Source organism: Pseudomonas sp. Seg1 (genome assembly GCF_018326005.1).
GTDB lineage: Bacteria > Pseudomonadota > Gammaproteobacteria > Pseudomonadales > Pseudomonadaceae > Aquipseudomonas.
Genome location: NZ_AP021903.1, coordinates 706441 through 733252 on the forward strand (window position 1 = coordinate 706441; position 26812 = coordinate 733252).

At 59.8% G+C, this 26812-nt stretch carries 27 protein-coding genes; 15 read left to right on the forward strand and 12 right to left on the reverse strand.

The genetic code is table 11. The features are described from left to right. The first annotated feature begins 170 nt into the window (after positions 1-170). From KI231_RS02985 to KI231_RS03010, 6 genes are all read left to right on the forward strand, one after another. Positions 171-1085, forward strand: a complete 915-nt coding sequence (locus tag KI231_RS02985) for an ABC transporter permease subunit (protein WP_103304688.1) — start codon at positions 171-173, stop codon at positions 1083-1085. Positions 1086-1088: 3 nt separating this feature from the next. After that, positions 1089-2390, forward strand: a complete 1302-nt coding sequence (gene livM, locus KI231_RS02990; RefSeq protein WP_103304689.1) for a high-affinity branched-chain amino acid ABC transporter permease LivM — start codon at positions 1089-1091, stop codon at positions 2388-2390. Further along, positions 2387-3259 (forward strand): ABC transporter ATP-binding protein, encoded by an 873-nt coding sequence (locus KI231_RS02995; RefSeq protein ID WP_213027390.1) that lies wholly within the window; start codon positions 2387-2389, stop codon positions 3257-3259. The genes livM and KI231_RS02995 overlap by 4 nt, the downstream gene beginning before the upstream one ends. After that, the gene (locus tag KI231_RS03000; RefSeq protein WP_213027391.1) at positions 3256-3972 is read left to right on the forward strand and encodes an ABC transporter ATP-binding protein; all 717 of its coding nucleotides are present in this window, start codon (positions 3256-3258) and stop codon (positions 3970-3972) included. Before KI231_RS02995 ends, KI231_RS03000 begins: the two co-directional genes overlap by 4 nt. An 841-nt stretch (positions 3973-4813) precedes the next feature. Beyond that, positions 4814-5578 (forward strand): SDR family oxidoreductase, encoded by a 765-nt coding sequence (locus tag KI231_RS03005; RefSeq protein WP_007915905.1) that lies wholly within the window; start codon positions 4814-4816, stop codon positions 5576-5578. Positions 5579-5792: 214 nt separating this feature from the next. Beyond that, a complete protein-coding gene (locus KI231_RS03010) occupies positions 5793-6698 on the forward strand; it encodes a cation diffusion facilitator family transporter (protein WP_213027392.1) in 906 nt (301 codons plus the stop codon). A 165-nt stretch (positions 6699-6863) separates the two neighbouring features. On the opposite strand, the gene KI231_RS03015 is transcribed toward KI231_RS03010, so the two are convergent. From KI231_RS03015 to KI231_RS03045, 7 genes are all read right to left on the reverse strand, one after another. Then, positions 6864-7997 (reverse strand): AGE family epimerase/isomerase, encoded by a 1134-nt coding sequence (locus KI231_RS03015; protein WP_213027393.1) that lies wholly within the window; start codon positions 7995-7997, stop codon positions 6864-6866. Between the two features lie 310 nt (positions 7998-8307). After that, a complete protein-coding gene (locus tag KI231_RS03020; RefSeq protein WP_213027394.1) occupies positions 8308-8880 on the reverse strand; it encodes a HupE/UreJ family protein in 573 nt (190 codons plus the stop codon). 27 nt (positions 8881-8907) lie between these two features. Beyond that, positions 8908-9522, reverse strand: a complete 615-nt coding sequence (ureG, locus tag KI231_RS03025; protein ID WP_053116815.1) for an urease accessory protein UreG — start codon at positions 9520-9522, stop codon at positions 8908-8910. Between the two features lie 11 nt (positions 9523-9533). Then, positions 9534-10208, reverse strand: coding sequence for an urease accessory protein UreF (locus KI231_RS03030; RefSeq protein ID WP_213027395.1), 675 nt, complete (start codon positions 10206-10208; stop codon positions 9534-9536). Continuing rightward, the gene (gene ureE / locus KI231_RS03035; protein ID WP_213027396.1) at positions 10205-10705 is read right to left on the reverse strand and encodes an urease accessory protein UreE; all 501 of its coding nucleotides are present in this window, start codon (positions 10703-10705) and stop codon (positions 10205-10207) included. The genes KI231_RS03030 and ureE overlap by 4 nt, the downstream gene beginning before the upstream one ends. A 300-nt stretch (positions 10706-11005) precedes the next feature. Continuing rightward, positions 11006-11638 carry a TetR family transcriptional regulator gene (locus KI231_RS03040; protein ID WP_103304698.1) on the reverse strand — a complete coding sequence of 211 codons (633 nt, stop codon included), beginning with the start codon at positions 11636-11638 and terminating at the stop codon, positions 11006-11008. Between the two features lie 171 nt (positions 11639-11809). Continuing rightward, positions 11810-12226, reverse strand: coding sequence for a hypothetical protein (locus tag KI231_RS03045; RefSeq protein ID WP_103304699.1), 417 nt, complete (start codon positions 12224-12226; stop codon positions 11810-11812). A 385-nt stretch (positions 12227-12611) separates the two neighbouring features. Between KI231_RS03045 and KI231_RS03050 the strand changes: the two genes are divergently transcribed. Next, positions 12612-14687, forward strand: a complete 2076-nt coding sequence (locus KI231_RS03050) for an AsmA family protein (protein WP_213027397.1) — start codon at positions 12612-12614, stop codon at positions 14685-14687. Between the two features lie 118 nt (positions 14688-14805). Here KI231_RS03050 and KI231_RS03055 read toward each other — a convergent pair whose 3' ends face one another. Together KI231_RS03055 and KI231_RS03060 are read right to left on the reverse strand one after the other, a co-directional pair. Then, entirely contained in the window at positions 14806-15336 is a 531-nt protein-coding gene (locus KI231_RS03055; protein ID WP_103304701.1) for a ferritin-like domain-containing protein, read from the reverse strand. Between the two features lie 91 nt (positions 15337-15427). Continuing rightward, entirely contained in the window at positions 15428-16357 is a 930-nt protein-coding gene (locus KI231_RS03060; RefSeq protein WP_213027398.1) for a LysR substrate-binding domain-containing protein, read from the reverse strand. A gap of 108 nt (positions 16358-16465) precedes the next feature. Here KI231_RS03060 and KI231_RS03065 point away from each other — a divergent pair, with 108 nt between their 5' ends. From KI231_RS03065 to KI231_RS03075, 3 genes are all read left to right on the forward strand, one after another. After that, complete coding sequence (locus tag KI231_RS03065; protein WP_213027399.1) at positions 16466-17104, forward strand: FMN-dependent NADH-azoreductase; 639 nt, start codon at positions 16466-16468, stop codon at positions 17102-17104. Next, the gene (locus tag KI231_RS03070; protein WP_213027400.1) at positions 17105-17410 is read left to right on the forward strand and encodes a DMT family transporter; all 306 of its coding nucleotides are present in this window, start codon (positions 17105-17107) and stop codon (positions 17408-17410) included. Between the two features lie 91 nt (positions 17411-17501). Next, positions 17502-18380: an esterase/lipase family protein gene (locus KI231_RS03075; RefSeq protein ID WP_213027401.1), complete on the forward strand. Its 879-nt coding sequence runs from the start codon at positions 17502-17504 to the stop codon at positions 18378-18380. 120 nt (positions 18381-18500) lie between these two features. On the opposite strand, the gene KI231_RS03080 is transcribed toward KI231_RS03075, so the two are convergent. Further along, a complete protein-coding gene (locus KI231_RS03080) occupies positions 18501-19388 on the reverse strand; it encodes a DMT family transporter (RefSeq protein WP_103304705.1) in 888 nt (295 codons plus the stop codon). Between the two features lie 97 nt (positions 19389-19485). Between KI231_RS03080 and KI231_RS03085 the strand changes: the two genes are divergently transcribed. The 3 genes from KI231_RS03085 to KI231_RS03095 all read left to right on the forward strand — a co-directional run bounded on the left by KI231_RS03085 (position 19486) and on the right by KI231_RS03095 (position 21879). Further along, positions 19486-20280: an AraC family transcriptional regulator gene (locus tag KI231_RS03085; RefSeq protein ID WP_213027402.1), complete on the forward strand. Its 795-nt coding sequence runs from the start codon at positions 19486-19488 to the stop codon at positions 20278-20280. A gap of 63 nt (positions 20281-20343) precedes the next feature. Further along, entirely contained in the window at positions 20344-20649 is a 306-nt protein-coding gene (locus tag KI231_RS03090) for a PsiF family protein (protein ID WP_003221193.1), read from the forward strand. A 216-nt stretch (positions 20650-20865) separates the two neighbouring features. After that, positions 20866-21879, forward strand: a complete 1014-nt coding sequence (locus tag KI231_RS03095; protein WP_103304706.1) for an AI-2E family transporter — start codon at positions 20866-20868, stop codon at positions 21877-21879. A 134-nt stretch (positions 21880-22013) separates the two neighbouring features. Here the strand turns inward: KI231_RS03095 and KI231_RS03100 are convergent, their stop codons facing one another. After that, positions 22014-23288: an Hsp70 family protein gene (locus tag KI231_RS03100; protein ID WP_103304707.1), complete on the reverse strand. Its 1275-nt coding sequence runs from the start codon at positions 23286-23288 to the stop codon at positions 22014-22016. Between the two features lie 292 nt (positions 23289-23580). On the opposite strand from KI231_RS03100, the gene KI231_RS03105 reads away from it, so the two are divergent. Both KI231_RS03105 and KI231_RS03110 read left to right on the forward strand, forming a co-directional pair. Next, positions 23581-24531 carry a DnaJ C-terminal domain-containing protein gene (locus tag KI231_RS03105; protein WP_038360467.1) on the forward strand — a complete coding sequence of 317 codons (951 nt, stop codon included), beginning with the start codon at positions 23581-23583 and terminating at the stop codon, positions 24529-24531. 23 nt (positions 24532-24554) lie between these two features. Next, positions 24555-24860, forward strand: coding sequence for a chaperone modulator CbpM (locus KI231_RS03110; protein WP_213027403.1), 306 nt, complete (start codon positions 24555-24557; stop codon positions 24858-24860). A gap of 185 nt (positions 24861-25045) precedes the next feature. On the opposite strand, the gene ureC is transcribed toward KI231_RS03110, so the two are convergent. Next, positions 25046-26746 carry an urease subunit alpha gene (ureC, locus tag KI231_RS03115; RefSeq protein WP_213027404.1) on the reverse strand — a complete coding sequence of 567 codons (1701 nt, stop codon included), beginning with the start codon at positions 26744-26746 and terminating at the stop codon, positions 25046-25048. Between the last annotated feature and the right edge of the window lie 66 nt (positions 26747-26812).

The window sequence follows — 26812 nt, forward strand, 5'->3', positions numbered from 1 at the left end:
AGTCGACACCTTTGTTGAATGTTCTACCGCTATCGCTGGCAAGCCAGCTCCCACAGGAATTCAGTGGGGCTGAACTCGCGCTCTGACATTGCTCCGACGTACATCTGTATTTTTCCTAGAAGAACCGCACACCCACAGGTGTGCAGGTTCTCATTGCGTGAGATTGCGTTATGGATGGTATTTTCCTGCAGCAACTGGTCAACGGCCTGACCCTCGGGTCGGTCTATGGCCTGATCGCCATCGGCTACACAATGGTCTACGGCATCATCGGCATGATCAACTTCGCCCACGGCGAGGTTTACATGATTTCTGCTTACCTGGCGGCAATCAGTCTGGCTCTGCTGGCTTACTTCGGTATTGAATCCTTCCCGCTCCTGATGCTCGGCACACTGGTCTTCACCATCGTCGTTACCGGGGTGTATGGCTGGGTCATCGAACGCATCGCTTACAAACCGCTGCGCAACTCCACCCGACTGGCACCGCTGATCAGCGCCATCGGTATCTCTCTGATCCTGCAAAACTATGCCCAGATCAGCCAGGGCGCCCGTCAACAAGGTGTTCCGACGCTGCTCACTGGCGCCTGGCGCATCGATATCGGCACCGGCTTCGTGCAGCTCACCTACACCAAGATTTTCATTCTGGTGGCCGCCTTCGTCGGCATGGGCCTGCTGACCTATGTCATCAAGTACACCAAGCTCGGCCGCATGTGCCGCGCCACTCAGCAAGACCGCAAGATGGCCTCGATTCTGGGGATCAACACCGACCGGGTGATTTCCTATGTGTTCATCATCGGTGCAGCCATGGCGGCGCTGGCCGGCGTACTGATCACCATGAACTACGGCACGTTCGACTTCTACGCCGGTTTCGTCATCGGCATCAAAGCCTTCACTGCCGCGGTACTCGGCGGGATCGGTTCGCTGCCGGGCGCGATGCTGGGCGGGATCATTCTCGGCATCTCCGAGTCGCTGTTCTCCGGTCTGGTCAACTCCGACTACAAAGACGTGTTCAGCTTCTCGCTGCTCGTACTTGTTCTGGTCTTCCGGCCGCAGGGCCTGTTGGGCCGTCCTCTTGTGTCGAAGGTGTAAGCGATGTCTTCAACCACTCAAAAAAACATCGATATCAAAAAAAGCCTGGTTGAGGCGATTCTTGCCGGCCTCATTGCCCTGATCGTGTTCGGCCCGATTGTCGGCGTCGTGCTCGAGGGCTACAGCTTCAATCTTGAGCCGACCCGCGTCGCGTGGATTATCGGCATTGTCATGATTGGCCGGTTTGCCCTCAGCCTGTTTCTGCAGACGCCCAAGGGCCTGAAGATTCTCGACGGATTCGAAAGCACCGGTTCCGGTGTGCATGTGTTGCCTGCCGATCACAAATCCTCGCTGCGCTGGATCATCCCGCTGCTGATTGTGCTGGCGGTCATCGTGCCGTTCGTCTCCAACTCCTATCTGCTGGGCGTGGTCATCCTCGGGTTGATCTACGTGTTGCTGGGGCTGGGGCTGAATATCGTGGTGGGCCTGGCCGGTTTGCTCGACCTCGGTTACGTGGCGTTCTATGCCATCGGCGCCTACGGTCTGGCGCTCGGTTATCAGTATCTCGGTCTGGGGTTCTGGACGGTGCTGCCACTGGCGGCGATCACCGCAGGTCTGGCCGGTTGCATCCTCGGTTTCCCGGTGCTGCGCCTGCACGGTGACTATCTGGCGATCGTGACTCTTGGCTTCGGTGAAATCATCCGTCTGATACTCAACAACTGGCTGTCGCTGACCGGCGGCCCGAACGGCATGCCGGCGCCGCTGCCGACATTTTTCGGTCTGGAGTTCGGCAAGCGGGCGAAGGATGGCGGGGTGCCGTTTCACGAGTTCTTCGGCATCGCCTACAACCCGGACGTGAAGTACTACTTCATCTACGCGGTGTTGTTCCTGGTGGTATTGGCCGTGCTGTACATCAAGCATCGTCTGGTGAAAATGCCGGTCGGGCGCGCCTGGGAAGCCTTGCGTGAAGATGAAATCGCCTGCCGCTCGATGGGCCTCAACCACGTGCTGGTCAAGCTCTCGGCGTTCACCATCGGTGCGTCGACCGCAGGTCTGGCCGGGGTGTTTTTCGCCACCTACCAGGGCTTCGTCAACCCGACCTCGTTCACCTTCTTCGAATCGGCACTGATTCTGGCCATCGTCGTGCTCGGCGGCATGGGCTCGACCATCGGCGTGGTGATCGCCGCATTCGTGCTGACCGTCGCGCCGGAACTGTTGCGCGGCTTCGCTGAATACCGCGTGCTGCTGTTCGGCATCCTGATGGTGTTGATGATGATCTGGCGACCACGTGGGCTGATCCGCATCAGCCGCACCGGGGTCACTCCACGCAAAGGTGCCATTCACTATGAGAGGACTGCGCCATGAGTGAAGTCGTACTCTCTGTTGAAAAACTGATGATGCATTTCGGCGGCATCAAGGCCCTGAGTGACGTCAGCCTGAAGGTAAAACGCAACTCGATTTTCGCGTTGATCGGCCCGAACGGCGCCGGCAAGACCACGGTGTTCAACTGCCTGACCGGTTTCTACAAGGCCTCCGGCGGCAAGATCGAACTCAACGTGCGTGGTCAGCAAACCAACGTGATCAAGTTGCTCGGCGAGTCGTTCAAACCAACCGACTTCGTCTCGCCGAAATCCTTCCTCAGCCGTCTGTATTACAAGATGTTCGGTGGCACCCATCTGGTGAACCGCGCAGGCCTGGCGCGGACTTTCCAGAACATTCGCCTGTTCAAGGAAATGTCGGTGCTGGAAAACCTGCTGGTGGCCCAGCACATGTGGGTCAACCGCAACATGCTCGCCGGCATCCTCAACACCAAGGGCTACCGCAAGGCCGAGAGCGACGCGCTGGATTGCGCGTTCTACTGGCTGGAAGTGGTCGATCTGGTGGACTGCGCCAACCGTCTCGCCGGTGAACTGTCCTACGGCCAGCAACGCCGTCTGGAGATCGCCCGCGCCATGTGCACGCGCCCGCAGATCATCTGCCTCGACGAACCGGCCGCCGGCCTCAACCCTCAGGAAACCGAAGCGCTGAGCGCGATGATCCGGCTGCTGCGCGACGAGCACGATCTGACCGTGGTGCTGATCGAACACGACATGGGTATGGTAATGAGCATTTCCGACCACATCGTGGTGCTGGACCACGGCATCGTCATCGCCGAAGGCGGGCCTGAAGCCATTCGCAACGACCCGAAAGTGATTGCCGCTTACCTGGGCGCCGACGAAGAGGAGCTGGTATGAGCCAACCGATCCTCGAACTCAAAGACCTGGACGTGTTCTACGGGCCGATCCAGGCGCTCAAAGGCGTATCACTGCAGATCAACGAAGGGGAAACCGTCAGCCTGATCGGCTCCAACGGTGCGGGTAAATCGACGTTGCTGATGTCGATCTTCGGCCAGCCACGGGCGGCGGGCGGGCAGATCCTTTATCAAGGCGTCGACATTACCCACAAGTCATCGCACTACATCGCCTCCAACGGTATTGCGCAGTCGCCGGAAGGGCGGCGGGTGTTCCCTGACATGACCGTCGAGGAAAACCTGCTGATGGGCACCATTCCGATCGGCGACAAGTACGCCAAGGAAGACATGCAGCGCATGTTCGAGCTGTTTCCACGGCTGGAAGAGCGCCGCACGCAACGGGCGATGACCATGTCCGGTGGTGAGCAGCAAATGCTCGCCATTGCCCGTGCGTTGATGAGCCGGCCGAAGTTGTTGCTGCTCGATGAACCGAGCCTGGGCCTGGCGCCGATCGTGGTGAAACAGATCTTCACGACCCTGCGGGAGCTGGCGAAAACCGGCATGACCATTTTCCTCGTCGAGCAGAACGCCAACCATGCGTTGAAGCTGTCTGACCGGGCGTATGTGATGGTCAATGGCGAGATTCGCCTGACCGGTACCGGCAAGGAATTGCTGGTGAACGAGGAGGTGCGTAACGCCTATCTGGGCGGCCACTGAGTTATCCCCAGCTACACACAGCCCCGGCGACGCAAGTCCCGGGGCTTTTTCATGCCCGGAAACCCACCATAACTCCTGTGGGAGCTGGCTTGCCAGCGATAGCGGTTTACCCCTAAACAATGATGTTGGCAGTGACTCCCTCATCGCTGGCAAGCCAGCTCCCACAGTTAAAAGTGCGACCTTCGCCAAAATTGTGGAAAACAAATTCTGCTACCTGCCAAAGCGCGACATATAGACGCTGCAAATGGCTGTTTTTCCACAGTTTTGAGTTGTCCCCGTTTGCTGTGGAGCTGGCTGTGAATAACGTGGGAGTAGCTGGCTGAAAGCCTTGTCTGGCGTGGCTTGTAGCGTTGTGATTGTTTTTTGATCAGGTGATTTGGCAGGAGCGTCAGGCGTGGTTGTCAACCTTTTTATGGTGGGCACAGAGCAGGCAATTCGCGGTGTGCTGACCTGTGGATAAGTCTGTGATTAAACTCTGGAAAGACTGCGCTAGGCAGCGTAATTGCTGGCCTCGCGCAATCACTGCTGTGACTGTTTGGTCGTGCAAAATGCCCTGTCCCGCACATCTGTTACTTCAGGGTCAAGCAAAAAACTTTCTATTCACGCCGCAAAGCCTTGTGTGGCGCGGCTTTGCGCGTTTCCACTTGCCCCCGGAAACTGTGGAAGGGCTTGTGGATAACGTGCGCGCATATGGCTGCAGGCCACGGTGGCTGTGCCGTTGGTACGGTTGGTTGTTTTTTGTACAGCGCGTGGGTGTTGCCCGTGAATGCGGGGCCGGGCATGCTGGCTGCTGATTTTCTATTCCAAGGGCTGCCCCGGTGGCCAAAGCAAGGAGAACACGATGTCCAACACCCTGTTTATCACCGGCGCAACGTCCGGTTTTGGTGAAGCCTGCGCCCGTCGTTTTGCCGAGGCTGGCTGGAAACTGGTGCTGACCGGTCGTCGTGAAGAACGCCTCAACGCGCTGTGTGCCGAGTTGTCGAAGCAAACCGAGGTGCATGGCCTGGTACTCGATGTGCGGGATCGCAAGGCGATGGAGGAGGCAATTGCCAACCTGCCGCCATCGTTCGCCAAGCTGCGCGGACTTATCAACAACGCCGGCCTGGCGCTGGGTGTGGACCCTGCGCCGAAATGCGATCTGGATGATTGGGACACCATGGTCGACACCAACGTCAAAGGCCTGATGTACGCCACTCGTCTGCTGCTGCCGCGCCTGATCGCCCATGGCCGTGGCGCCGGCATTGTCAACCTTGGCTCCATCGCCGGTAACTATCCGTATCCTGGCAGCCATGTGTATGGCGCGACCAAGGCGTTCGTTAAACAGTTCTCGCTGAACCTGCGTTGCGACTTGCAGGGTACGGGCGTGCGGGTCAGCAACATCGAGCCGGGGCTGTGCGAGAGCGAGTTCTCTCTGGTGCGCTTCGCCGGCGATCAGGAGCGCTATAACGCCACCTACGCTGGCGCCGAGCCGATCCAGCCGCAGGACATCGCCGAGACGATTTTCTGGGTGATGAATGCGCCTGCGCACATCAACATCAACAGTCTGGAGTTGATGCCGGTGAGCCAGACCTGGGCTGGGTTTGCGATCGAGCGTAACAAGGCTTAACACCGCGTTATGGCCATCGCTGGCAAGCCAGCTCCCACAAGTACCGAATCGTTCACAAGATTTGTGGACGCCGATAAACCTGTGGGAGCTGCGGTGCGACGATTCGACTTGCCAGCGATGAGGCCAGAGCAGGCAATAAATCCCGATAAGGTAAACTCCCCTCGCAACAACCCAACCGCACCCTGCGGTTTTCAAGGTTTTTCGAGGAGTCAAAGTGAGTAACCGAGGTGAGCAGTCGCTGCTCAAACAATCGACCATCCTGATGTTCGCGGTGTCGATCGCCGGGATCGTCACCGGTTTTGTATCGGGTTCCCAATCCATCCTGTTCGATGGCTTTTTTTCGCTGATCGCCACGTTCATCAAAGTCCTGATGCTGATCACCGCCAGGTTGATCGCCAAGGAAAGCAATCACCGCTTCCAGTTCGGCTTCTGGCATCTGGAACCGATGGTGCTGCTGATCGAAGGCAGTTTCCTGCTGTTGATCGCCATTTATGCGTTTCTCAACGGTGTGTTCGGCATCATCAATGGCGGGCGCGAGATCGAGTTGGGTCTGGTGATCATCTATGCCGCAGTGTTTACCGTGGTTGAGTTTGCCTACTTCTTCTACGTGCGCCGGCGCAATCGCAAGCTTAAATCCACACTGATTCAGTTCGACAACATCAGTTGGCTGGTGGACGCGATGCTGTCGGTCGGCCTGTTGATCAGTTTTCTCGCGGCGCTGTTGCTCAAGTCCCAGGGCTATGGCGAGTGGGCAAGGTTTGTCGACCCGCTGATCCTGATCGTGCTTGCTCTGACCATGCTGCCACCGGCGTTCAAGATTCTCGGCCCGGCGTTGCGCGACGTGTTGGGTATCGCGCCGGACACGCTGGATGACCAGGTGCGTCAGGTGATGGAGGCGGCGAAAGTCGAGCATGGTTTCGATGATTACGTGTCCTACGTGCAGAAGCACGGGCGGGCGCGGTTTATCGAGATTCATGTGGTGCTGCCGGCGGACTATGCCCTGAGCAGTGTCGGCCAGCTGGATGTGTTGCGCGAGGATATTTCGGCGAAACTTGGCAAACCGGATGCGGCGCGCTGGTTGACCATCAGCTTCACGGGCGACAAGAAGTGGGTTGCTTGATGTAACCCGGTTCTCTGCTGAGAACACAGTTTGTGGCGAGGGGATTTATTCCCGATGGGCCGCGCAGCGGCCCCGCTTTCTTCAGGGCCGCTTCGCGCCCCATCGGGGATAAATCCCCTCGCCACAATAGATCCCTTCATCACAGCAGATCTCATTTGCATGAGATCAGCGTAGGTATTCGGTAAGGCCGCTGTAGCAAGTCGCAAGGTGATACGGCGTCGTCGACGGCATGTCCTTGCGGCTGACTTCACCCTGCTCATCGCGGCATTCATGCCAACCCCCGGCATGCAGGAAGCGTTGCTGTAGCGCCTGCAATTGGCGCAACACCGCGGCTTCGCTGTCCGGTCGCAAGGTCAGTGCGCGCAGGTATTCAGCCTGGGCCCAGATCCGTTGGGTCGAATCTTTCGGGCGGCCGTCCAGTTCCAGATCAAGCATCGCCCGCACTGCGCCGGACGGTTGTTCGACGCCAAATTGCTCGGTAAACGCGAACGCCTTGTCCAGCGCTGCATGCAGTTTCGAGCCGCGCAGCAATGGCGACGATTCGAGCAGAAAATACCATTCGAACTGATGCCCCGGCTCGTACCAGTTATCCACAGCCCCCAGCGGTTTCTCCATCAACACGCCCTGTTGCGGGTCAACGAAGTGCTTGTGCATGGCTGTGCATAACTCGATCAGCAGCTGCTGCGTGGGAGCATCTTCGCGCACGGAAAGGGTGGCAAGAAACGCTTCGGCCAGGTGCATCAGCGGGTTTTGCAAAGGGCCGGTTTGCAGGGTGATCCAGTCGCGCTCAAGGCAGGCTTCGTACAAGCCATCGCCCGTGGCAAAACGTCGGCCGATGACTTCCAGCGCAGCGTTCAGCGTCGATTCCACCAGCGGCTCGCGGGACTTTTCCCAATAATGCGCGCAGGCGAACAGGATGAAGGCGTGGGTGTACAGATCCTTGCGCTGATCGAGCGGTTTGCCCTGTGCATCGATGCTGTAGAACCAGCCACCGTGCTCGGCGTCATGAAAGTGCCGTTGCAAGGAACGGAACAGCGCCGCTGCACGTACTTCGGCGTTATCCACAACCCCGATCAGGCTGGAAAACAGATACAACTGCCGTGCGCAGGCCATCGCCCGATAGCGTTGCGGTGGCAGCGGTTGGTGGGCGGCGTCCAGCGCTTCGTAAGGCAGGGCCATGTCGGCATTCCAGCCCGGGCCTTGCCACAGCGGCACGATCACGTTCACAAAGTGCTGTTGCACATCGCTGAACAGGGCGGTCAATTCAGGCAGGGAGGCGGAGCGGGAAGCATGGGGCATTGGCGGACGTCGTCACGGCTGGGGCGATTGCGCGACATGGTAGCAGAGAGACCGACATTAGAGGCCCGGTGTCTGATCGGCCGTCATCGCTGGCAAGCCAGCTCCCACAGGGATCATTGGTGTCCACACAAAAGCCAGCACCCACAGGGATCTTTGGTGTTCACACAAAAGCCAGCACCCACAGGGATCTTTGGTGTTCACACAAAGGCCAGCTCCCACAGGGATCATTGGTGTTCACACAATTGTGGGCTTACCCAATAATCTGTGGGAGCTGGCTTGCCAGCGATGAGGCCGGTACAGGCGACAGCGATCAGCCGGCCAGCAACCAGGCACCGGTCACAGCCGAGGCAGCCCCTGCGAGGCGCACCAACGGTGCAGCCGCCTGAGGCAGGAAACGCACCACGCCATAACCGGCGGCATGCAATACAGCCGTGGCTGCCACAAAACCAGCGGCATACGCCCATGGGCTGGTCATCTCCGGCAATTCCAGGCCATGTGCCACGCCATGGAACAGCGCAAACACCGCCGTCGCCGCCACCGCCATCACCAGCGGCGGACGCACCGCCAGCGCCACGGCCAGGCCCAGCGCCAGTACCGACGCGGCAATCCCGCTTTCCAGTGCCGGCAATTCCAGCCCTTCAAAACCGAGCATGCCGCCGATCAGCATGGTGCCGACAAACGTGCACGGCAGCGCCCAGCGTGCTGCGCCTTGTTGTTGCGCCGCCCACAGACCGACAGCAACCATCGCCAGCAAATGGTCGAGGCCACCGATCGGATGGCTGATGCCGGCGATCAAACCGCTGTCGCCATGCCCAGGGTGAGCAAAGGCCAGTGCCGGGGTCAGCAGCAGCGCGACGGCGCCGAGAATACGATTGAGTGTCATGGATAAGCTTCCTTGTTGAAAAATGAATCAGGCTGCGGTCAGCAAACCCTGGCGTTCGATGAAGGCAATGATGGCTTCCAGGCCCTGGCCGGTTTTCTGGTTGCTGAACACGAACGGCTTGCCGTTGCGCATGCGCTTGGTGTCGCTGTCCATCATTTCCAGCGAGGCACCCACCAGCGGCGCGAGGTCGATCTTGTTGATCACCAGCAGGTCCGACTTGCAGATTCCGGGCCCACCCTTGCGTGGCAGCTTGTCGCCGGCCGAAACGTCGATCACGTAGATGGTCAGGTCGGACAGTTCCGGGCTGAAGGTCGCCGAGAGGTTGTCGCCGCCCGACTCCACCAGAATCAGGTCCAGACCGGGAAAGCGGCGGTTCAGTTGATCGACCGCTTCCAGGTTGATCGAGGCGTCTTCACGGATGGCCGTGTGCGGGCAACCGCCGGTTTCCACACCGATGATGCGCTCCGGTGCCAGCGCTTCGTTACGCACCAGAAAGTCGGCATCTTCACGGGTGTAGATATCGTTGGTGACTACGGCGAGGTTGTAGCGCTCGCGCAGCGCCAGGCACAGGGCCAGGGTCAACGCGGTTTTGCCGGAACCGACCGGGCCGCCGATGCCGACGCGCAGAGGTTGTGTATTCATGGTTGTTTCTCCTAAGAGCGGAACAGGCGGCTGTACTGGCGCTCATGGGCCATGCACGCCAATGACAGACCGAACGCGGCACTGCCGATGTGTTCGGGATTGATTCGGGTGGCATCCTGCTGCGCCTGTTGCAGCAGCGGCAGCAGTTCGCTGGTCAGGCGCTGGGCGGCTTGCTGGCCCAGCGGCAGGGTTTTCATCAGCACGGCGAGCTGGTTTTCCAGCCAGCTCCACAGCCACGCAGCAAGCGCGTCTTGCGGGCTGATGCCCCAGGCGCGCGCGGCCAGCGCCCAGCACAGGGCCAGATGCGGTTCGGTGCACTGCGCGAGAAAGTCACGGGCCGGCGTGTCGAGTTCGGGCAAGCCGTTGAGCAACTGCTGCAACGAATAACCCATCTGCCGGCTCTCCAAGTGCAACTCGCGAGTCTCGCGGCTGGCGCGGTGACTTTCGCAGAGGATCAGCAGCTCGGCCCATTGCTCGTCCGCCGCTGCTTGGCAATGCGCGAGCAACAGCGGCGCTTCAAAGCGCGACAGATTCAGCAACAACTGATCGCTGATCCAGCGGCGGGCGCCGTCCGGGTTGTTCACCCGGCCGTTATCCACCGCCATTTCCAGGCCTTGCGAATAGCTGTAGCCGCCAATCGGCAATTGCGGACTGGCCAGGCGCAGCAGCGCCCAGGCTGGGTTCATAAACGAACGCCGAACTGGTGCAGTTTCGGCGCGTAGTTGAAGTCCTCGTCGCCGTGTCGCGAATGGTGATGGCCGCCACCGTAGGCACCGTGTTCCGGCTGGAACGGCGCTTCAATCGCTTCTACTTGCGCGCCAAGCTGTTCAAGCATGGCCTTGAGCACGTAGTCGTCGAGCAAACGCAGCCAGCCATCACCGACTTGCAGGGCGACATGACGGTTGCCCAAGTGATAGGCGGCGCGGGTCAGTTCGAAGGCGTTGGCGCAGGTGACGTGCAGCAATTGTTCGGGCCGGGCGCTGACGCGGACGATACGGCCGTCTTCGGCCTGTAGGCATTCGCCGTCATACAACGGTGGCTGACCGCGCTCCAAAAACAACCCGACGTCTTCGTTTTCGGCACTGAAACAGCGCAAACGGCTTTTGCTCCGGGCTTCGAAGGTCAGGTGCAACTCGGCGGCCCAGACGGGTTGAGGGTCGATTCTGCGATGAATCACCAGCATGGGGAAAGCTTCCAGCAGTGGACAATACTCAGGCTAGAGCAAGGGGCTTGCCAATCGGACGAGATGTAGGAAATCCCTGTCGGAGCGTAGTGGATGTTTCAAGATGTTGCGGGATTCTGAGAGGTTTTGGTGCATGAAGTTTTTTACATGCACCAAATAGAGGCCGAGACGCTGCGCCTTTGTAGGAGTGAGCCTGCTCGCGATAGCGCTCTATCAGTCAGCAAATATTTGACTGAGAGAGCGCTATCGCGAGCAGGCTCACTCCTACAGGGGATTTGTGGTGTTGCGGGAAGAGGGGCGCTACTCGGTACTGCCCAGCCCTTGCCAGTGCTTGAGCCCGATAAAGATAAAGCGCAGTTGCTGAGTAATCTTCGCCTGCGGCGTCAGATGTTCAGGCAACGCTTCGGCGGGCGGATCGATGATGTCCGGCAAAGTGGCAAACACCGATTTGACGATCAGGTCAGCCATCACGCTCAGCCCGGCAGCATCCAGATGCTGCAGCTTGGGCATCAACGTCAGATCCGCCGCCAGGTCGGCGCTGATGTTCTCGCGTAAACGGCCAATGGCCTGACGCACCGGCAGCGAGCCGCCATATTGCTCGCGAGCGAGAAACAGGAACTGCGAACGGTTGGCGTTGACCACATCAAGAAAAATCCGCACCGACGCATCGATAATGCCGCCCATGACGAATTCGTTATGGCGCACCAGGCGAATGGTTTCGCGGAAGGTCTGACCGACTTCGCTGACCAGCACCAGACCGAGTTCATCCATATCGGCAAAATGTCGGTAGAAACCGGTGGGCACGATGCCGGCGGTCTTGGTCACTTCGCGCAGGCTCAGGCTGCCGAAACCTCGGCCGCTTTCCATCAAATGGCGGGCAGCGTCCATCAGGGCGTTGCGGGTCTGTTGTTTCTGTTCGGCGCGGGGCAGCATCGCAGGTGTGTTCTTCGGCAAGACAAGCGCCGCACTCTAGCAAATCGGCTTAATCGGCGTCGAACGGCAGCGGGGAGATGCAGTGGGGACAGGGCGACTTCTTATTGGCTGCGGCTGAAAAGGCAAAAGCCCAATCCGGGGATTGGGCTTTTTTTCAGGGCCGCCATGGGCTTAGCTCACAGCGCTGTTGCGTTCGATCACACGGTCACCACCACCTTCGGCGAGCTGACCTTGAGGCGTCTTGTCGTAACCGTCTTCGACCAGGCCTTTCTCTTTCAAACGATCGTTACCACCTTCGGCAACCGATTGACCTTGTGGAGTCTTGTCATAGCCGTCTTCAACCAGGCCTTTTTCTTCCAGGCGGTTGCGACCGTTCTCGGCAAGTTGACCTTGTGGGGTCTTGTCGTAGCCATCTTCAGCCAAGGTCTGACCTTGTGGGGTGCGGTCATAGCCGTCTTCGGCGAGGGTCTGGCTGAACACCGAGTGGCTGTCCTTGACTTGCGGCGTGGCTTGATCGGCAGCAGGAAGAGCAAAAGCAGTGCTGGCTAGCATCGACAGGGTAAGGCTGAGCAGTAATTGGCGTTTCATGATGGGTTGCTCCTTGGGAGGGCGATAAAGTGGGTACGAGGGCAATGCTACTCTCGATAAGTCGATATAAAAGTTCATAAACGCAATGGTAATAATCAACAGAATTGATTGTTCTGCGGGGAGGCTCTAGCTCGGGCCTTTCAGAGGAGGGCTTTTGCACCGCTGTGGGTATTTTCGACCCACTTATGCCTCGTAAAAGTGCGGGACGCGGTAACGCTGTTCGACCGATTGGTCAGATTTCGCGCGGCTTTTTGCGCCCGAATCTGTCTTTTGATTAAACCTGCGGGCCTTTTGCCAGTCACAGGTTCCATAGGGGCCGCTTTGGCCCGCCGTTTCAGCTGTGCGCCGGGTTTTCGGCGTGCGGTCGTGATCAGGAGTTTTGTGCATGACGCGCACTGGAAAAATCTTCAGCTGGACCTTCGCCACCCTTGTATTGCTTTTGGCCGTGCTGGTGTTGGTCATCGTGTTCTTCGACTGGAACCGGATCAAACCGCCGCTCAACGCCAAAGTCTCGGAAGAGCTGCACCGACCGTTTGCCATCAACGGCAACCTCGCGGTGATCTGGCAGCGCGAGCCGGATGAGGGCGGCTGGCGTGCCTGGGTGCCGTGGCCGCATGTGGTCGCCGAGGATTTGAGCCTGGGCAATCCGGACTGGTCGAAAAAGCCGCAGATGGTCACGCTCAAGCGCGTCGAACTGCGCATTTCGCCGCTGGCGCTGTTGGCGCAACGGGTAGTGATTCCGCGGATCGATCTGACCGAACCCAACGCCGAGTTGCAGCGTCTGGCCGATGGCCGCGCGAACTGGACGTTCAAGTTCGACCCCAAGGATCCGAATGCCGAACCGTCAAACTGGGTCGTCGATATCGGCGCGATCAAGTTCGACAAGGGCCACGTCACGCTTGATGACCAGACCCTCAAGACCAATCTGGATGTGCTGATCGATCCGCTGGGCAAGCCGATTCCATTCAGCGAAATCGTCGGTGACAAAGCAGCGAAAACCGCGCAGGAAAAGGGTGCTGCACCGCAGGACTATGCCTTCGCGGTGAAAGTAAAAGGTCAGTATCACGGTCAGAATCTCACTGGCCAGGGCAAGCTCGGCGGGCTGCTCGCCTTGCAGGACGCGAGCAAACCTTTCCCGCTACAGGCGCAGGCTAAGATTGGCGACACCAGTATCGAACTGGCCGGCACCCTGACTGATCCACTCAACCTCGGCGCTCTCGACCTGCGTCTGAAACTGGCCGGCGCCAGCCTCGGCAATCTCTATCCTTTGACCGGCGTGACCCTGCCGGACACGCCGCCGTATGCCACCGACGGCCACTTGATTGCCAAACTGCACGACGCTGGCGGTGCGAATTTCACCTATGAAAAATTCAACGGCAAGATCGGCGGCAGCGACATCCATGGCGACCTCAACTATGTCGCCAGTCAGCCACGGCCCAAACTCAGCGGGGCGCTGCTGTCCAATCAACTGCTGTTCGCCGACCTCGCGCCGCTGATTGGCGCCGACTCCAACGACAAGCAAAAGGCTCGCGGCGGCGAGAGCAAGCAACCGACGGACAAAGTGCTGCCAGTGGAGGAGTTCAAGACTGACCGCTGGCGCGCAATGGACGCCGACGTCGAGTTCACCGGCAAGCGCATCGTTCACAGTGAAAAGCTGCCCTTCACTGACCTCTATACCCACCTGAAACTCAATGATGGCGAGCTCAGCCTCGAACCGCTGCGCTTCGGCGTGGCCGGTGGCAATCTCGATGCGCAGATCCGCCTCAACGGTCGTACCGAGCCACTGGAAGGCCGCGCCAAACTGACCGCGCGCGGGTTCAAGCTCAAGCAGCTGTTCCCGACCTTCGAACCGATGAAAACCAGTTTCGGTGAGCTGAATGGCGACGCCGATATTACTGGTCGCGGTAATTCGGTGGCGAAGCTGCTGGGCGGGGCCAACGGCAATCTGAAGATGCTGATCAATGATGGCGCGATCAGCCGTGAACTGATGGAACTGGCCGGACTTAACGTCGGCAACTATGTGGTCGGCAAGATCTTTGGCGACAAGGAAGTGAAGATCAACTGTGCGGCGGCTGACTTCGACATCAAGACCGGGCTAGCGACTACGCGGCTGTTCGTCTTCGATACCGAGAACGCGATTATCTATATCGATGGCACGGCGAACATGGCCACCGAGCAACTCGATCTGACGGTGACGCCGGAATCCAAGGGATGGCGTTTGATCTCCTTGCGTTCGCCGTTGTACGTGCGTGGCAAGTTCATCAAACCGGATGCGGGGGTCAAGGCTGTGCCGTTGTTGCTGCGTGGGGCCGGGATGGTCGCGCTGGGGGTGATTGCGGCACCCGCGGCAGGATTGCTGGCGCTGGTCGCACCGAGTGGTGGCGAACCGAATCAATGTGCGCCGTTGCTGGAACAGATGAAGGCGGGCAAGGCACCAGTGACCGTCAAGCCAACGAAGTAACGCTTCAGCCTGGTAACTCTTCAGCGCCTGTCAGGACGCCATCGCGGGCAAGCCCGCTCCCACAGGTACAGCGCAATCCTGTGGGAGCGGGCTTGCCCGCGATGGCAATGTCGAAGGTTTACAGGTCTTTCAGGATGTCGGCCATGTCATCGGCATGCTCTTCTTCCTGCGCGAGGATGTCTTCGAAGATGCGCCGAGTGGTCGGGTCCTTTTCGCCGATGTACTGAATGATCTCGCGGTAGCTGTCGATGGCGATCCGCTCGGCCACCAGGTCTTCGTAGACCATTTCCTTCAAGCTGTTCCCGGCCACATATTGCGCGTGGGACAGCTTCGACAGCAGGTCAGGGTTGAACTCCGGCTCGCCGCCCAATTGCACGATGCGTTCGGCCAGACGGTCGGCGTGTTGTGATTCCTGGATAGCATGTTCGAGAAACTCGTCGGCGGCCGTGCTGGCTTTCAGACCGCTGGCCATGAAGTAGTGACGTTTGTAGCGCAAGACGCAGACCAGTTCAGTGGCCAGCGATTCATTGAGCAAACGCAGCACCTCTTCACGGTTGGCGCTGTAGCTCTCGGTCACCGCGCCGTTTTCCACGTGTTGCCGTGCGCGCTCGCGCAGGGTTTGAACATCAGACAAATGCAGGTCGCTCATTTCAGTCTCCTGGAGGCTAATCCGATTGGCGTCACGTTCTACGGACGTAATCGCCTACCCAGGTTGTGAGTCATGCGCGCGGCAAAAAGTTTTATGCAATTTGTTGCGGTCTCGGCGTCAGCCCTGACAAAACCGCCTCCTCCTGCAACCACGCAAAAAAAGCGCGTACCGGCGGATGCCGCTCCCGCCCCGGCACACACAACGCGCTATAGCCCGCGCCATCGACCTGAACATCACCTTTGTAAGGCACCAGCAAACCACTGGCGACGCTCTCCGACAGCAGAATATTGCTCGCCAACACCAGCCCCTGCCCGGCAATCGCCGCTTGCAGCGCGTAGTGTTCCTCATCGTATTCACGAACCGCCGGATGCTGGTGCAGCCAGTTCTCGCCGGACTTCGCGCACCAGGGTTCCCAGCCATGGGCGTACAGCTTCGAGTTGTGCCAGCGCACGCTGATCAGCGTCGGCGTGCGCCGAGCGGCCAGCGCCACTTGCTCCGGCGAGCCGTAGACGCCGAAGGATTCGTCGAACAGGCACAAGCCATACAGGTTCGGATAATCGTCGAGGCTATAGCGCAGCACCAGATCGACGCTGGCGTCCTGATGCAGATCGATGACTTCGCAGTGCGTATCCAGACGCACATTGATGGCCGGGTGTTTCGCATAAAAGCGGCCGAGGCGCGGCACCAGCCACAGCGCGGCGAACGCGGCGGTGGTCGACAGCGTCAGGCTGCTGGCGCTGCGTTGCGGGCGCAGGGTGTCGACGCTTTGCGCCACTTCGAGAAAGGCGCCGTGCAGGCTGCGGAACAGGCGTTCGCCACCTTCGGTCAGGCGCACCTGGCGCGGCATACGTTCGAACAGAGCGACGCCGAGCCAGTCCTCCAACGCACGGATCTGATGGGAAATCGCTGTCGGCGTCACCGCCAGTTCTTCGGCGGCAGCCTTGAAGCTCAGCAGACGCGAGGCGGATTCGAACGCGCGCAGGGCGGTCAGCGGCAACGAGGCGAACATTGAACACTCCATGGATGAAATGGATTCATCCCGACTGATTTTTGCTCATTTGAGACGTATGCAAGTGCGCTGCAATCTGCAGCCACACAGCAACCAAAGTCTAGTCCCAAGGAGTTTCAGATGAGCAAGATTCTTGTGATCCATGCCAGTCCTCGCGGGGAACGTTCGCACTCGCGACGTCTGGCGGAAGGTTTTCTCGGTGCCTGGCAATTGCGTCATCCGCAGTCGCAGGTGACCCGACGCGAAGTCGGCCGCGCACTGATTCCAGCGGTCAACGAAGCCTTCGTTGCGGCGGCGTTTTATCCACAGCCTGAGGCGCGGCCGCTGTCGATGCAGGCCGATCTGGCGCTGAGTGATCAACTGGTCGGCGAATTGCTCGATCACGACCTGCTGCTGATTTCCACGCCGATGTACAACTTCAGCGTGCCCAGTGGCCTCAAGGCCTGGGTCGATCAGATCGTGCGGCTGGGCCTGACCTTCGATCACACGCTGGACAACGGTGTCGCTCAGTACACGCCGCTGTTGCAGGGCAAGAAAGCCTTGATCGTCACCAGTCGTGGCGGTTTCGGTTTCGGCCCGGGCGGCGAGCTGGAGGCGCTCAACCATGCCGATCCATGGTTGCGCACCGCCCTGGGTTTCGTCGGCATCAACGACGTCATCGTAGTCGCCGCCGAGGGTGAAGAGTCTGCCGAGCGCACCTTCGCGGTGTCGGTGGCCGAGGCCGAGCAGCGCTTGCTCGACCTGGCCCGGGAGTTCTAGGTGGCCTGGTTGTTCCTGCTGATCGCGGCGGGGTTTGAGGTGACTTTTGCGATGGGCATGAAGTACGCCGAAGGCTTCACTCGGCTGTGGCCTTCGTTGACCACGGTGATCGCGGCGGTCGGCGGGATCGGGTTCCTGACCCTGGCCATGCGTGATTTGCCAGTGAGCATCGCCTATCCGATCTGGACCGCCATCGGTTCGTTGGGCACGGTGTTTCTCGGCTTTGTCCTGCTCGGCGAGAGCCTGACGCTGGTCAAACTGCTGTCGGTCGGCCTGATTGTGGCGGGAGTGGTGGGGCTGAAGTAGGCTGCTCATCGAGTTGTCATCATCAGCAAGGATGCTTGGCGGGCGTTTTGCACGCCTTGCAGCCACTCACTGATCACAAGGATGTCCGCCCATGTCGACGCGTTATCCACTGGTGCTGGTGCCGGGCATGCTCGGGTTTATCCGGCTGATCATTTATCCGTACTGGTACGGGATCATCAAGGCGTTGCGCCGGGGTGGGGCGACGGTGATTGCCGTGCAGGTCTCGCCGCTGAATTCGACCGAGGTGCGCGGCGAGCAATTGCTGGCGCGGATCGATGAAATCCTGCGCGAAACCGGCGCCGCGAAGGTCAATCTGTTTGGTCACAGTCAGGGTTCTCTCACTGCCCGTTACGCCGCCGCGAAACGCCCTGATCTAGTGGCCTCGGTGACTTCGGTGGCCGGGCCCAACCATGGTTCGGAACTGGCCGACTATCTGCAGAGACACTATCCGGCGGACACGGCCAAGGGGCGCATCCTTGAAGCACTGTTGCGCTTGGTCGGCTGGCTGATGGCTTTACTGGAAACCGGATATCACGGGCCGAAACTGCCGGTGGATATCCACGCTTCGCACCAGTCGCTGACCACCGAGGGCGTGGCGCTGTTCAATCAGCGTTATCCACAGGGCTTGCCGCAAACGTGGGGCGGGCACGGGCCGGAGGAGGTCAACGGCGTGCGGTATTACTCATGGTCGGGGACGTTGCAGCCGGGCAAGACTGATCGCGGCGGCAACTTGTTTGACGGGACCAATCGCAGCTGTCGTTTGTTCGCGAAAACCTTTGTGCGGGAAACGGGGCAGTGTGACGGGATGGTCGGGCGTTACAGCTCGCATCTTGGGACGGTGATTGGCGATGACTATCCGCTGGATCATTTCGACATCATCAATCAGTCGCTGGGATTGGTCGGCAAGGGCGCCGATCCGGTGCGGCTGTTTGTCGAGCATGCGGCGCGGCTCAAGGCTGCCGGGGTTTAGCAGGCACACCGGGTTATCGTTCATCGCTGGCAAGCCAGCTCCCACATTGATTTGGGCGTTCACAAAATTTGTGTTCGACCCCAACCCTGTGGGAGCTGGCTTGCCAGCGATGAGGCCTGATCAGGCAACGCTGAGTTTTCGTCCCAACACGGTGGTCCAGCGCTCGGAAAGAATCACCCCGCCCAAGGTCAGCAAGCCACCGACCAAGTGATACATCGCCAGTTGTTCTTTAAGCACCACCGCCGCAATCAGCGCCGTGATCAACGGCAGCAAGTTAAAGAACAGCGTCGTGCGGCTCGGCCCCAGACGCTGCACAGCCTGCATCCACGCCAGCGGTGCCACCATCGAAGCCAACAGGCACGCGTACAGCACCAGCGGAATGTTCTGCAGCGTCAGTCCGGTTTTCGGTGAAGTGGCGTACAGCGGAAACAACACCACAATCGCCACCAGCACCTGCAAATACAGCAACACCAGCGGTGGCAGACGCAGCTGCCATTTTTTCAGCAAGGTGCTGTAGATCGCGTAGGCCAGGGTCGCGATCAGCATCATCGCGTCACCCATATTCACCCCGTGCTGCAACAACGCACTGAGACTGCCGGACGACACCACCACCAGCACGCCGGCAAACGACAGCACCGCGCCAAACAACGCGCCCGCTGTCAGGCGCTGACCGAGGCTGATGATCGCCATGGCCAGCGACATCAACGGCATCAGCGAGAGGATGATGCCCATGTTGGTCGCAGTGGTCAGGGTCGCAGCGAAGTAGGCGAGGCTTTGATACACCGCCATGCCGAGTACGCCGAGGATGAAAATCTTGCCAAGGTTCGGGCGAATCTGCGGCCAGTGCGCGATAACCGCTTTAAGCATGAAGGGCGTGAATAGCAGGCCGGCGAGCAGCCAGCGGTAGAAACCGATCTCGGCCGGGAAAATCGCCCCGACCGCGAGTTTGTTGATCACGGTATTGCCGGCCCAGATAAAGATCGCCAGCAGAGGAAACGCGTATTGCATGAGTTTGAAACCAGTACGTTGATGAAGCGTGATTATCCCTTGTCTGGATGCAGGCCTATACTTCGAACCGGACAACCTGCCTCTGAAACCGGACAGCATGAACAGTAAACACATCGATCTGCTGGATTTCAGCGAACTGCCGTCGACGGTGTACTTCCGTTACGCCGATTTCAACGCCCACGAATTCGCCGCGCCGCATCGCCATCCGTGGGGCACGCTGGAATACGCCGCTCACGGCGTGCTGCACATGGACGTCGACGGCAGCCGCTTCATGTCGCCGCCGCAATACGCGGTGTGGGTGCCGCCCCAGGTCGAGCACAGTTTCTATAGCCATCAACCGGTCAACTATCGGGCGGTGTGTCTTGATCCCAAGGTCTGTGCCGAATTGCCCCAACGTGCCTGCACCCTGGCGATCAGCGACATCCTCAAGGCGATTCTCAAGGACTTCGCCGCCCGTGACGTGAAGATTCCCGAACTCGACGCCGATCGGCGTCTGGCTCAAGTGTTGGTCGATCAACTGCAACAGGCCCCCGTGCATGAGTGCTATCTGCCCTATGCGAGCAGCCCCGGTCTGCTGACGATCCTCGAGACCTTGCGGGCCGAGCCTGGCAACAATCAGCCGCTGGCGCACTGGGCGATGCAGGTGCATGTCAGCGAGCGCACGCTGGCACGGCAATTCGTGCGTGAACTGGGGATGAGTTTTGGCGAGTGGCGCCAGCGTCTGCGTTATCTCGCCGCGATCGAAGCGCTGGAAACTTCCCGCAGCGTGCAGGAAATCGCTTTCGACCTTGGCTACAGCAGTGGCTCGGCGTTTATCGCCATGTTTGCCCGTCAGGCCGGATGCACGCCGGAGCAGTACCGCCGCAGCCACCTCGAAGGCAGGAAGATGTAACAGGATTTGGCTACACTCCTGCAGAGGCCGCCTCCATCGATGCGGCGACAAGGAGAAAACTCCATGAAGATGTTGCGTGTCCCTTTGTTGATGATTGGTTTGCTCCTGTGTTCCCAGGGTTTCGCCGCCACGGCGCAACAGAACAAGATGACCACCTGCAATGCTGATGCGACCGCCAAGAGCCTCAAGGGCGATGAGCGCAAAACCTTCATGAGCACCTGCCTGAAAGCGGCGCCAGCGGCCAACGACGCCAAGGTCCTGACCCCACAGCAGGAAAAGATGAAAACCTGTAACGCCGATGCGAAAACCAAAGCCCTGACCGGCGATGCGCGCAAGACGTTCATGAGTGATTGCCTGAAGAAAAAATAATCACTCTGGTCCTGTGGCGTCTGGGCTGGCCCCATCGCGGGCAAGCCCGCTCCCACAGGGTTTCGGTTGGGCCACAAAATTTTGTGTACGACCCTTAACCTGTGGGAGCTGGCTTGCCAGCGATGGGGCCCGTGGGGTTGGCCCGCATATTTCTAGTGCTCATCCCGGATCGCTGGCAGACTGCCAATCCTTTTACGCCGTTCGTTTTGAGGCTGTATGCCAACGTTTTCTGAGCGTCATGTAGTGTTCTGGGTCAGTTGCATCATCATTTTCGGCGGTTTGCTGCTGGTGCTGCCGCTGCGCTTGTTGCCCAGTCTGTTGGCCGGGTTGCTGGTGTTCGAGCTGGTCAACATGCTCACCCCACAACTGCAACGCCTGATCGAAGGGCGTCGCGCGCGTTGGCTGGCGGTAGCGTTGCTGGGCACGCTGGTGGTCAGCGTGCTGGCGCTGATCTTTGCCGGGGCGATCAGTTTCCTTCTGCACGAGGCGGAAAATCCCGGGGCTTCGCTCGACAAATTCATGGGCGTGGTCGATCGCGCACGCGGTCAGTTGCCGCCCTTCATTGACGCCTATCTGCCGGCCAGCGCCGCCGAATTTCGCGTCGCGATTGGCGAATGGGCGAGCAAGCACTTGGCCGACCTGCAACTGGTGGGCAAGGACGCGGCGCACATGTTCGTGACGTTGCTGATCGGTATGGTGCTCGGCGCGATCATCGCGTTGCAGCGGGTGCCGGACGTCACCAAGCGTAAACCGCTGGCCGCTGCGCTGTTCGACCGTCTGCACCTGCTGGTGCAAGCATTTCGCAATATTGTTTTCGCGCAAATCAAGATCTCCCTGCTCAATACCGTTTTCACCGGGATCTTCCTCGCGGTGATCCTGCCGATGTTCGGCATCAAGCTGCCGCTGACCAAGACCCTGATCGTGCTGACCTTCCTGCTGGGTCTGTTGCCGGTGATCGGCAACCTGATGTCGAACACGCTGATCACCATCGTCGGCCTGTCGCTGTCGATCTGGGTGGCGCTTGCCGCACTGGGCTATCTGATTTTTATCCACAAGCTCGAATACTTCCTCAACGCCCGCATTGTCGGCGGGCAGATCAGTGCCAAGTCGTGGGAGTTGCTGCTGGCGATGCTGGTATTCGAGGCCGCGTTCGGCCTGCCGGGGGTGGTGGCGGGACCGATTTATTACGCGTATCTGAAGAGTGAGTTGAAGCTGGGCGGGATGGTTTGAACCGGTAGAGCTGTGTTGTCTGAACTGATGCTATCGCTGGCAAGCCAGCTCCCACAGGTTATGCGCCGCTTTTGAGTGCAGTATCAATTCTGTGGGAGCTGGCTTGCCAGCGATAGGCGCAACGCGGTCTCGGATCAGTTCATGGAGCCGTAGCGTTTCATCGCTTCAATCGCCAAGCCGCTGCCGATGCTGCCAAAGATGTTCCCTTCAACATGCCGCGCATTCGGCAGCATCGCCGAAACGCTGTTGCGCAGCGCCGGAATCCCGCTCGAACCGCCGGTGAAGAACACCGTATCGACCTGTTCCACCGCCACGCCGGCATCGTTCAGCAACTGCGTGACGCTGCCGCGCACTCGCTCCAGCAGCGCATCGATGGCCGATTCAAACAGCGCCCGAGTCAGTTCCACGCTCAACCCGGCCTCGATTCGGTCCAGCGGCACATGACGGCTGTCGGCGTGGGTCAGCTGGATCTTGGTTTCTTCGACTTCCATCGCCAGCCAGTGCCCGGCGCGCTGTTCGATCAACTTGAACAGGCGATCAATGCCGCCAGTGTCCTCGATGTCGTAGCGCATGCTGCCCAGCGCCAGGCTGGATTTCTGCGAGTACACCGAGTTAATGGTGTGCCAGGTCGCCAGGTTCATGTGGTGGCTGGTCGGCATGTAGGCGCCGCTCTTCATGCGGCTGCCGTAGCCGAACAGTGGCATCAGGCCTTGCAGGCTCAATTGTTTATCGAAGTCGGTCCCGCCGATGTGCACGCCGCCGGTGGCGAGGATGTCGTCGTGACGGTTATCGAGACCACGACGCTCGGGCGACAGGCGCACCAGCGAGAAGTCGGACGTACCACCGCCGATGTCGACGATCAGTACCAGCTCTTCCTTTTCGATGGTCGACTCGTAGTCGAAGGCTGCCGCAATCGGTTCGTACTGGAACGACACCTCTTTGAAACCGATCTTCTTCGCCACATCGACCAAGGTGTCTTCGGCTTCCTGGTCAGCCAGCGGATCGTCATCGACGAAGAACACCGGGCGGCCGAGCACTACTTGTTCGAATTCCCGACCGGCGGCCGTTTCGGCGCGGCTCTTCAACTGGCCGATAAACAGGCCGAGCAAGTCCTTGAACGGCATCGCCGTGCCGAGCACGCTGGTGTCGTGCTTGATCAGCTTGGAACCGAGCAGGCTCTTCAACGAGCGCATCAGGCGGCCTTCGTAGCCTTCCAGGTACTCGTGCAGCGCCAGACGACCGTACACCGGGCGGCGTTCCTCGATGTTGAAGAAGACCACCGACGGCAGAGTGATCTTGTCGTCTTCCAGCGCGATCATCGTTTCCATGCCGGGGCGCAGCCAGCCGACGGTGGAGTTGGACGTGCCGAAGTCGATGCCGCAGGCACGGGCTGGAGAGGCGTCTTTCATGTCTTTCGGTTCCGGTCAAAAAAACGGCCGCGCAGTGTATGTCAGTGCGCGGCAGAATCGAAGGCCGGTCATCAGCTATTTCGCGACTAGACTGGGTTGAAAGTCCAGGCTTTGCCCCAAACTTGCTGGCATGGGCCGGCAGAACCACCGGCGGTCGCAAGAACCGCCGTCCACTGCCGATAAACTTCTGCTGCGCCACCCGGTCACAAACTTGAGATCGGTCAACCTGGCACGCGCGAATCGGCGCATGCTGGCATCGGCGCGAAATCGATAACGGATGGTGATTCCTTCAATGGACTTCAAAGACTATTACAAGATACTCGGCGTGGAGCCGACGGCTGACGATAAGGCGATCAAGGCGGCCTATCGCAAGCTGGCGCGCAAATACCACCCCGATGTCAGCAAGGAAAAAGACGCCGAGGCCAAGTTCAAGGACGCCTCGGAGGCCTATGAAGCGCTGAAAAGCGCCGACAAACGCGCCGAATACGACGAACTGCGCCGCTACGGCCAGCACGGTCAGCCGTTTCAGGGCCCACCGGGCTGGCAGAGCCGTGGCGGTTTTGGCGGCGGCGGTGGCGACACCGGTGACTTCTCGGACTTCTTCAGTTCGATCTTCGGCAATCGCGGCCCCGGTTTCGGTGGCGGTGAAGGTCGGCAACAACGCAGTGCAGGGCGCCGAGGGCAAGACGTGGAAATGGAACTGCCAATCTTCCTCGAGGAGACGCTGTCGAACGAGTCGAAGAAGGTCACCTTCCAGGTGCCGCAATACAACGCCAACGGCCAGCACGTCAGCAACACCAGCAAGAGCCTGAACGTGAAGATCCCGGCCGGCGTGACCGACGGCGAGCGCATTCGCCTCAAGGGCCAGGGCGCACCGGGCGTCGGTGGCGGGGCGAATGGCGATCTGTACCTGACGATTCGTTTTGCGCCGCATCCGAAATTCGATGTCGAAGGCGAAAACCTGATCATCACGCTGCCGCTGGCGCCGTGGGAGCTGGCGCTGGGCGCTGAAGTGGCCGTACCGACCCTGACCGGCAAGATCAACCTCAAGGTCCCGGCCGGCAGCCAGAATGGCCAGCGCATGCGCGCCAAGGGTCATGGTCTGAAAAACAAGGCGGGCGAGCGCGGTTACCTGTTTGTGCAACTCAAAGCCGTGATGCCGAAAGCGTCCGACGATGAGGTCAAGGCGCTGTGGCAGGAACTGGCGAAGAAAGCCGCCTTCAATCCGCGAGAGAACTTCTGAATCCGACGACGGAGTAGCCCATCATGAGCAGCCCCCTGATCGTTCAACTGGACATGGCAGAATTCTGTGAGGCGGCCGATTTGTCGGACGTCTACGTGATCGAAATCGTCGAACACGGCATCCTCGAACCTCAGGGCAAGCAGCCCCGGGAATGGCGTTTCACCGATTACGAACTGGCCCTGGCCAAGCGCGCCGCCAAGCTGCGGCGTGATCTGGACCTGGAGTGGGAGGGCGTCGCTCTCGCGCTGGATCTGCTCGAAGAGTTGCGCGAACTGCGTGCCGAGAACCGCATGTTGCGCCAGCGTCTGGGGCGGTTGGTGGGCGAGTAGGTTGTCTGAAGGTTTTGTGGGGCTGATCTGGCCTCATCGCTGGCAAGCCAGCTCCCACAAGTCCTGCGTCGAGTTTAAATCCCTGTTTCAACTCAGAACCCTGTGGGAGCTGGCATGCCAGCGATGAACGAAAACGCGGTGTAACTGACAGATAAGCAAAAGGCCCCGAAGGGCCTTTTTTGTTGTCAGAACAAAAAGTACCGCTGCGCCATCGGCAAAGTTTCAGCCGGCTCACACCACAGCAACACGCCGTCTGCCTTGACCTGATAAGTCTGCGGATCAACATCAATGTTCGGCAGGTAGTCGTTGTGGATCAGGTCGGTTTTCTGCACCTCGCGGCAACCTTTGACCACGGCGATTTTCTTCTTCAGCCCCAGAGCTTGCGGCAATCCGGCTTCCTGCGCCGCCTGGCTGATGAAGGTCAGGCTGGTCGCATGCAACGAGCCACCATAGCTGGCGAACATCGGGCGGTAATGCACCGGTTGCGGCGTTGGAATCGAGGCATTGGCGTCACCCATCAAGCTCGCCGCAATGGCGCCACCCTTGAGAATCAACGTCGGTTTGACGCCGAAGAACGCTGGACGCCAGAGCACCAGATCCGCCCACTTACCCACTTCGATCGAACCGACTTCATGGCTGATGCCGTGGGTGATGGCTGGGTTGATCGTGTATTTGGCGATGTAGCGTTTGGCGCGGAAGTTGTCGTTGCCTTCGCCGTCCTGCGGCAGCGGGCCGCGCTGCTTTTTCATCTTGTCGGCGGTCTGCCAGGTGCGCGTGATGACTTCGCCGACGCGGCCCATGGCCTGGCTGTCGGAGCTGATCATCGAGAACGCGCCGAGATCGTGGAGGATGTCTTCGGCGGCAATCGTTTCGCGGCGGATGCGGCTTTCGGCAAACGCGACGTCTTCGGCAATGCTCGGGTCGAGGTGGTGGCAGACCATCAGCATGTCGAGGTGTTCGTCGATGGTGTTGCGAGTGAACGGTCGGGTCGGGTTGGTCGAACTCGGCAATACGTTGGGGAAACCGCAGGCCTTGATGATGTCCGGCGCATGACCGCCGCCGGCCCCTTCGGTGTGATAGGTGTGGATGGTGCGGCCCTTGAACGCGCCGAGGGTGGTCTCGACAAAACCGGATTCGTTGAGGGTGTCGGTGTGGATCGCCACCTGCACGTCGTACTGGTCGGCGACGCTCAGGCAGTTGTCGATGCTCGCCGGCGTGGTGCCCCAGTCTTCGTGCAGCTTGAGGCCGATGGCGCCGGCCTTGACCTGCTCGATCAACGGCTCCGGCAAACTGGCGTTGCCCTTGCCGGTAAGGCCGATGTTCATCGGGAAGGCATCGGCGGCCTGCAGCATGCGCGCCAGGTGCCATGGCCCGGAAGTGCACGTCGTTGCGTTGGTGCCGGTGGCAGGCCCGGTGCCGCCGCCGATCATGGTGGTGACGCCGCTCATCAGCGCTTCTTCGATCTGCTGCGGGCAAATGAAGTGGATGTGCGTGTCGATGCCGCCGGCGGTGAGGATCATGCCTTCACCGGCGATCACTTCGGTGCTGGCGCCGATGGCGATGCTCACGCCGGGCTGCACGTCCGGATTACCGGCCTTGCCGATGGCGGCGATGCGCCCGTCCTTGAGACCGACGTCGGCTTTGACGATGCCCCAGTGGTCGATGATCAAAGCGTTGGTGATCAGCGTGTCGACGACTTCGGCGGCCAGCAACTGGCTTTGGCCCTGACCGTCGCGGATCACTTTGCCGCCGCCGAATTTCACTTCTTCGCCGTAGGTGGTGAAGTCTTTTTCAACTTCGATCCACAGTTCGGTGTCGGCCAGGCGCACCTTGTCGCCGACGGTGGGGCCGAACATGTCGGCGTAGGCTTGTCTGGAGATTTTCATGTGTCTGCCTTAGTTGATCGTTCCCACGCTCTGCGTGGGAATGCCGCCATGGACGCTCTGCGTCCG

Bases quoted from the DNA above. Each gene is read 5' to 3' on its own strand.
- KI231_RS02985 (WP_103304688.1), top strand. From the start codon at position 171: ATGGATGGTATTTTCCTGCAGCAACTGGTCAACGGCCTGACCCTCGGG.
- ureE (WP_213027396.1), bottom strand. From the start codon at position 10,705: ATGCTGGTGATTCATCGCAGAATCGACCCTCAACCCGTCTGGGCCGCC.
- KI231_RS03055 (WP_103304701.1), bottom strand. From the start codon at position 15,336: ATGAGCGACCTGCATTTGTCTGATGTTCAAACCCTGCGCGAGCGCGCA.
- KI231_RS03045 (WP_103304699.1), bottom strand. From the start codon at position 12,226: ATGAAACGCCAATTACTGCTCAGCCTTACCCTGTCGATGCTAGCCAGC.
- KI231_RS03110 (WP_213027403.1), top strand. From the start codon at position 24,555: ATGAGCAGCCCCCTGATCGTTCAACTGGACATGGCAGAATTCTGTGAG.
- KI231_RS03005 (WP_007915905.1), top strand. From the start codon at position 4,814: ATGTCCAACACCCTGTTTATCACCGGCGCAACGTCCGGTTTTGGTGAA.
- KI231_RS03030 (WP_213027395.1), bottom strand. From the start codon at position 10,208: ATGAACCCAGCCTGGGCGCTGCTGCGCCTGGCCAGTCCGCAATTGCCG.
- KI231_RS03065 (WP_213027399.1), top strand. From the start codon at position 16,466: ATGAGCAAGATTCTTGTGATCCATGCCAGTCCTCGCGGGGAACGTTCG.
- KI231_RS03050 (WP_213027397.1), top strand. From the start codon at position 12,612: ATGACGCGCACTGGAAAAATCTTCAGCTGGACCTTCGCCACCCTTGTA.
- KI231_RS03085 (WP_213027402.1), top strand. From the start codon at position 19,486: ATGAACAGTAAACACATCGATCTGCTGGATTTCAGCGAACTGCCGTCG.
- KI231_RS02995 (WP_213027390.1), top strand. From the start codon at position 2,387: ATGAGTGAAGTCGTACTCTCTGTTGAAAAACTGATGATGCATTTCGGC.
- KI231_RS03075 (WP_213027401.1), top strand. From the start codon at position 17,502: ATGTCGACGCGTTATCCACTGGTGCTGGTGCCGGGCATGCTCGGGTTT.
- KI231_RS03000 (WP_213027391.1), top strand. From the start codon at position 3,256: ATGAGCCAACCGATCCTCGAACTCAAAGACCTGGACGTGTTCTACGGG.
- ureG (WP_053116815.1), bottom strand. From the start codon at position 9,522: ATGAATACACAACCTCTGCGCGTCGGCATCGGCGGCCCGGTCGGTTCC.
- KI231_RS03100 (WP_103304707.1), bottom strand. From the start codon at position 23,288: ATGAAAGACGCCTCTCCAGCCCGTGCCTGCGGCATCGACTTCGGCACG.
- livM (WP_103304689.1), top strand. From the start codon at position 1,089: ATGTCTTCAACCACTCAAAAAAACATCGATATCAAAAAAAGCCTGGTT.
- KI231_RS03090 (WP_003221193.1), top strand. From the start codon at position 20,344: ATGAAGATGTTGCGTGTCCCTTTGTTGATGATTGGTTTGCTCCTGTGT.
- KI231_RS03015 (WP_213027393.1), bottom strand. From the start codon at position 7,997: ATGCCCCATGCTTCCCGCTCCGCCTCCCTGCCTGAATTGACCGCCCTG.
- KI231_RS03060 (WP_213027398.1), bottom strand. From the start codon at position 16,357: ATGGAGTGTTCAATGTTCGCCTCGTTGCCGCTGACCGCCCTGCGCGCG.
- KI231_RS03020 (WP_213027394.1), bottom strand. From the start codon at position 8,880: ATGACACTCAATCGTATTCTCGGCGCCGTCGCGCTGCTGCTGACCCCG.
- ureC (WP_213027404.1), bottom strand. From the start codon at position 26,746: ATGAAAATCTCCAGACAAGCCTACGCCGACATGTTCGGCCCCACCGTC.
- KI231_RS03040 (WP_103304698.1), bottom strand. From the start codon at position 11,638: ATGCTGCCCCGCGCCGAACAGAAACAACAGACCCGCAACGCCCTGATG.
- KI231_RS03095 (WP_103304706.1), top strand. From the start codon at position 20,866: ATGCCAACGTTTTCTGAGCGTCATGTAGTGTTCTGGGTCAGTTGCATC.
- KI231_RS03080 (WP_103304705.1), bottom strand. From the start codon at position 19,388: ATGCAATACGCGTTTCCTCTGCTGGCGATCTTTATCTGGGCCGGCAAT.
- KI231_RS03105 (WP_038360467.1), top strand. From the start codon at position 23,581: ATGGACTTCAAAGACTATTACAAGATACTCGGCGTGGAGCCGACGGCT.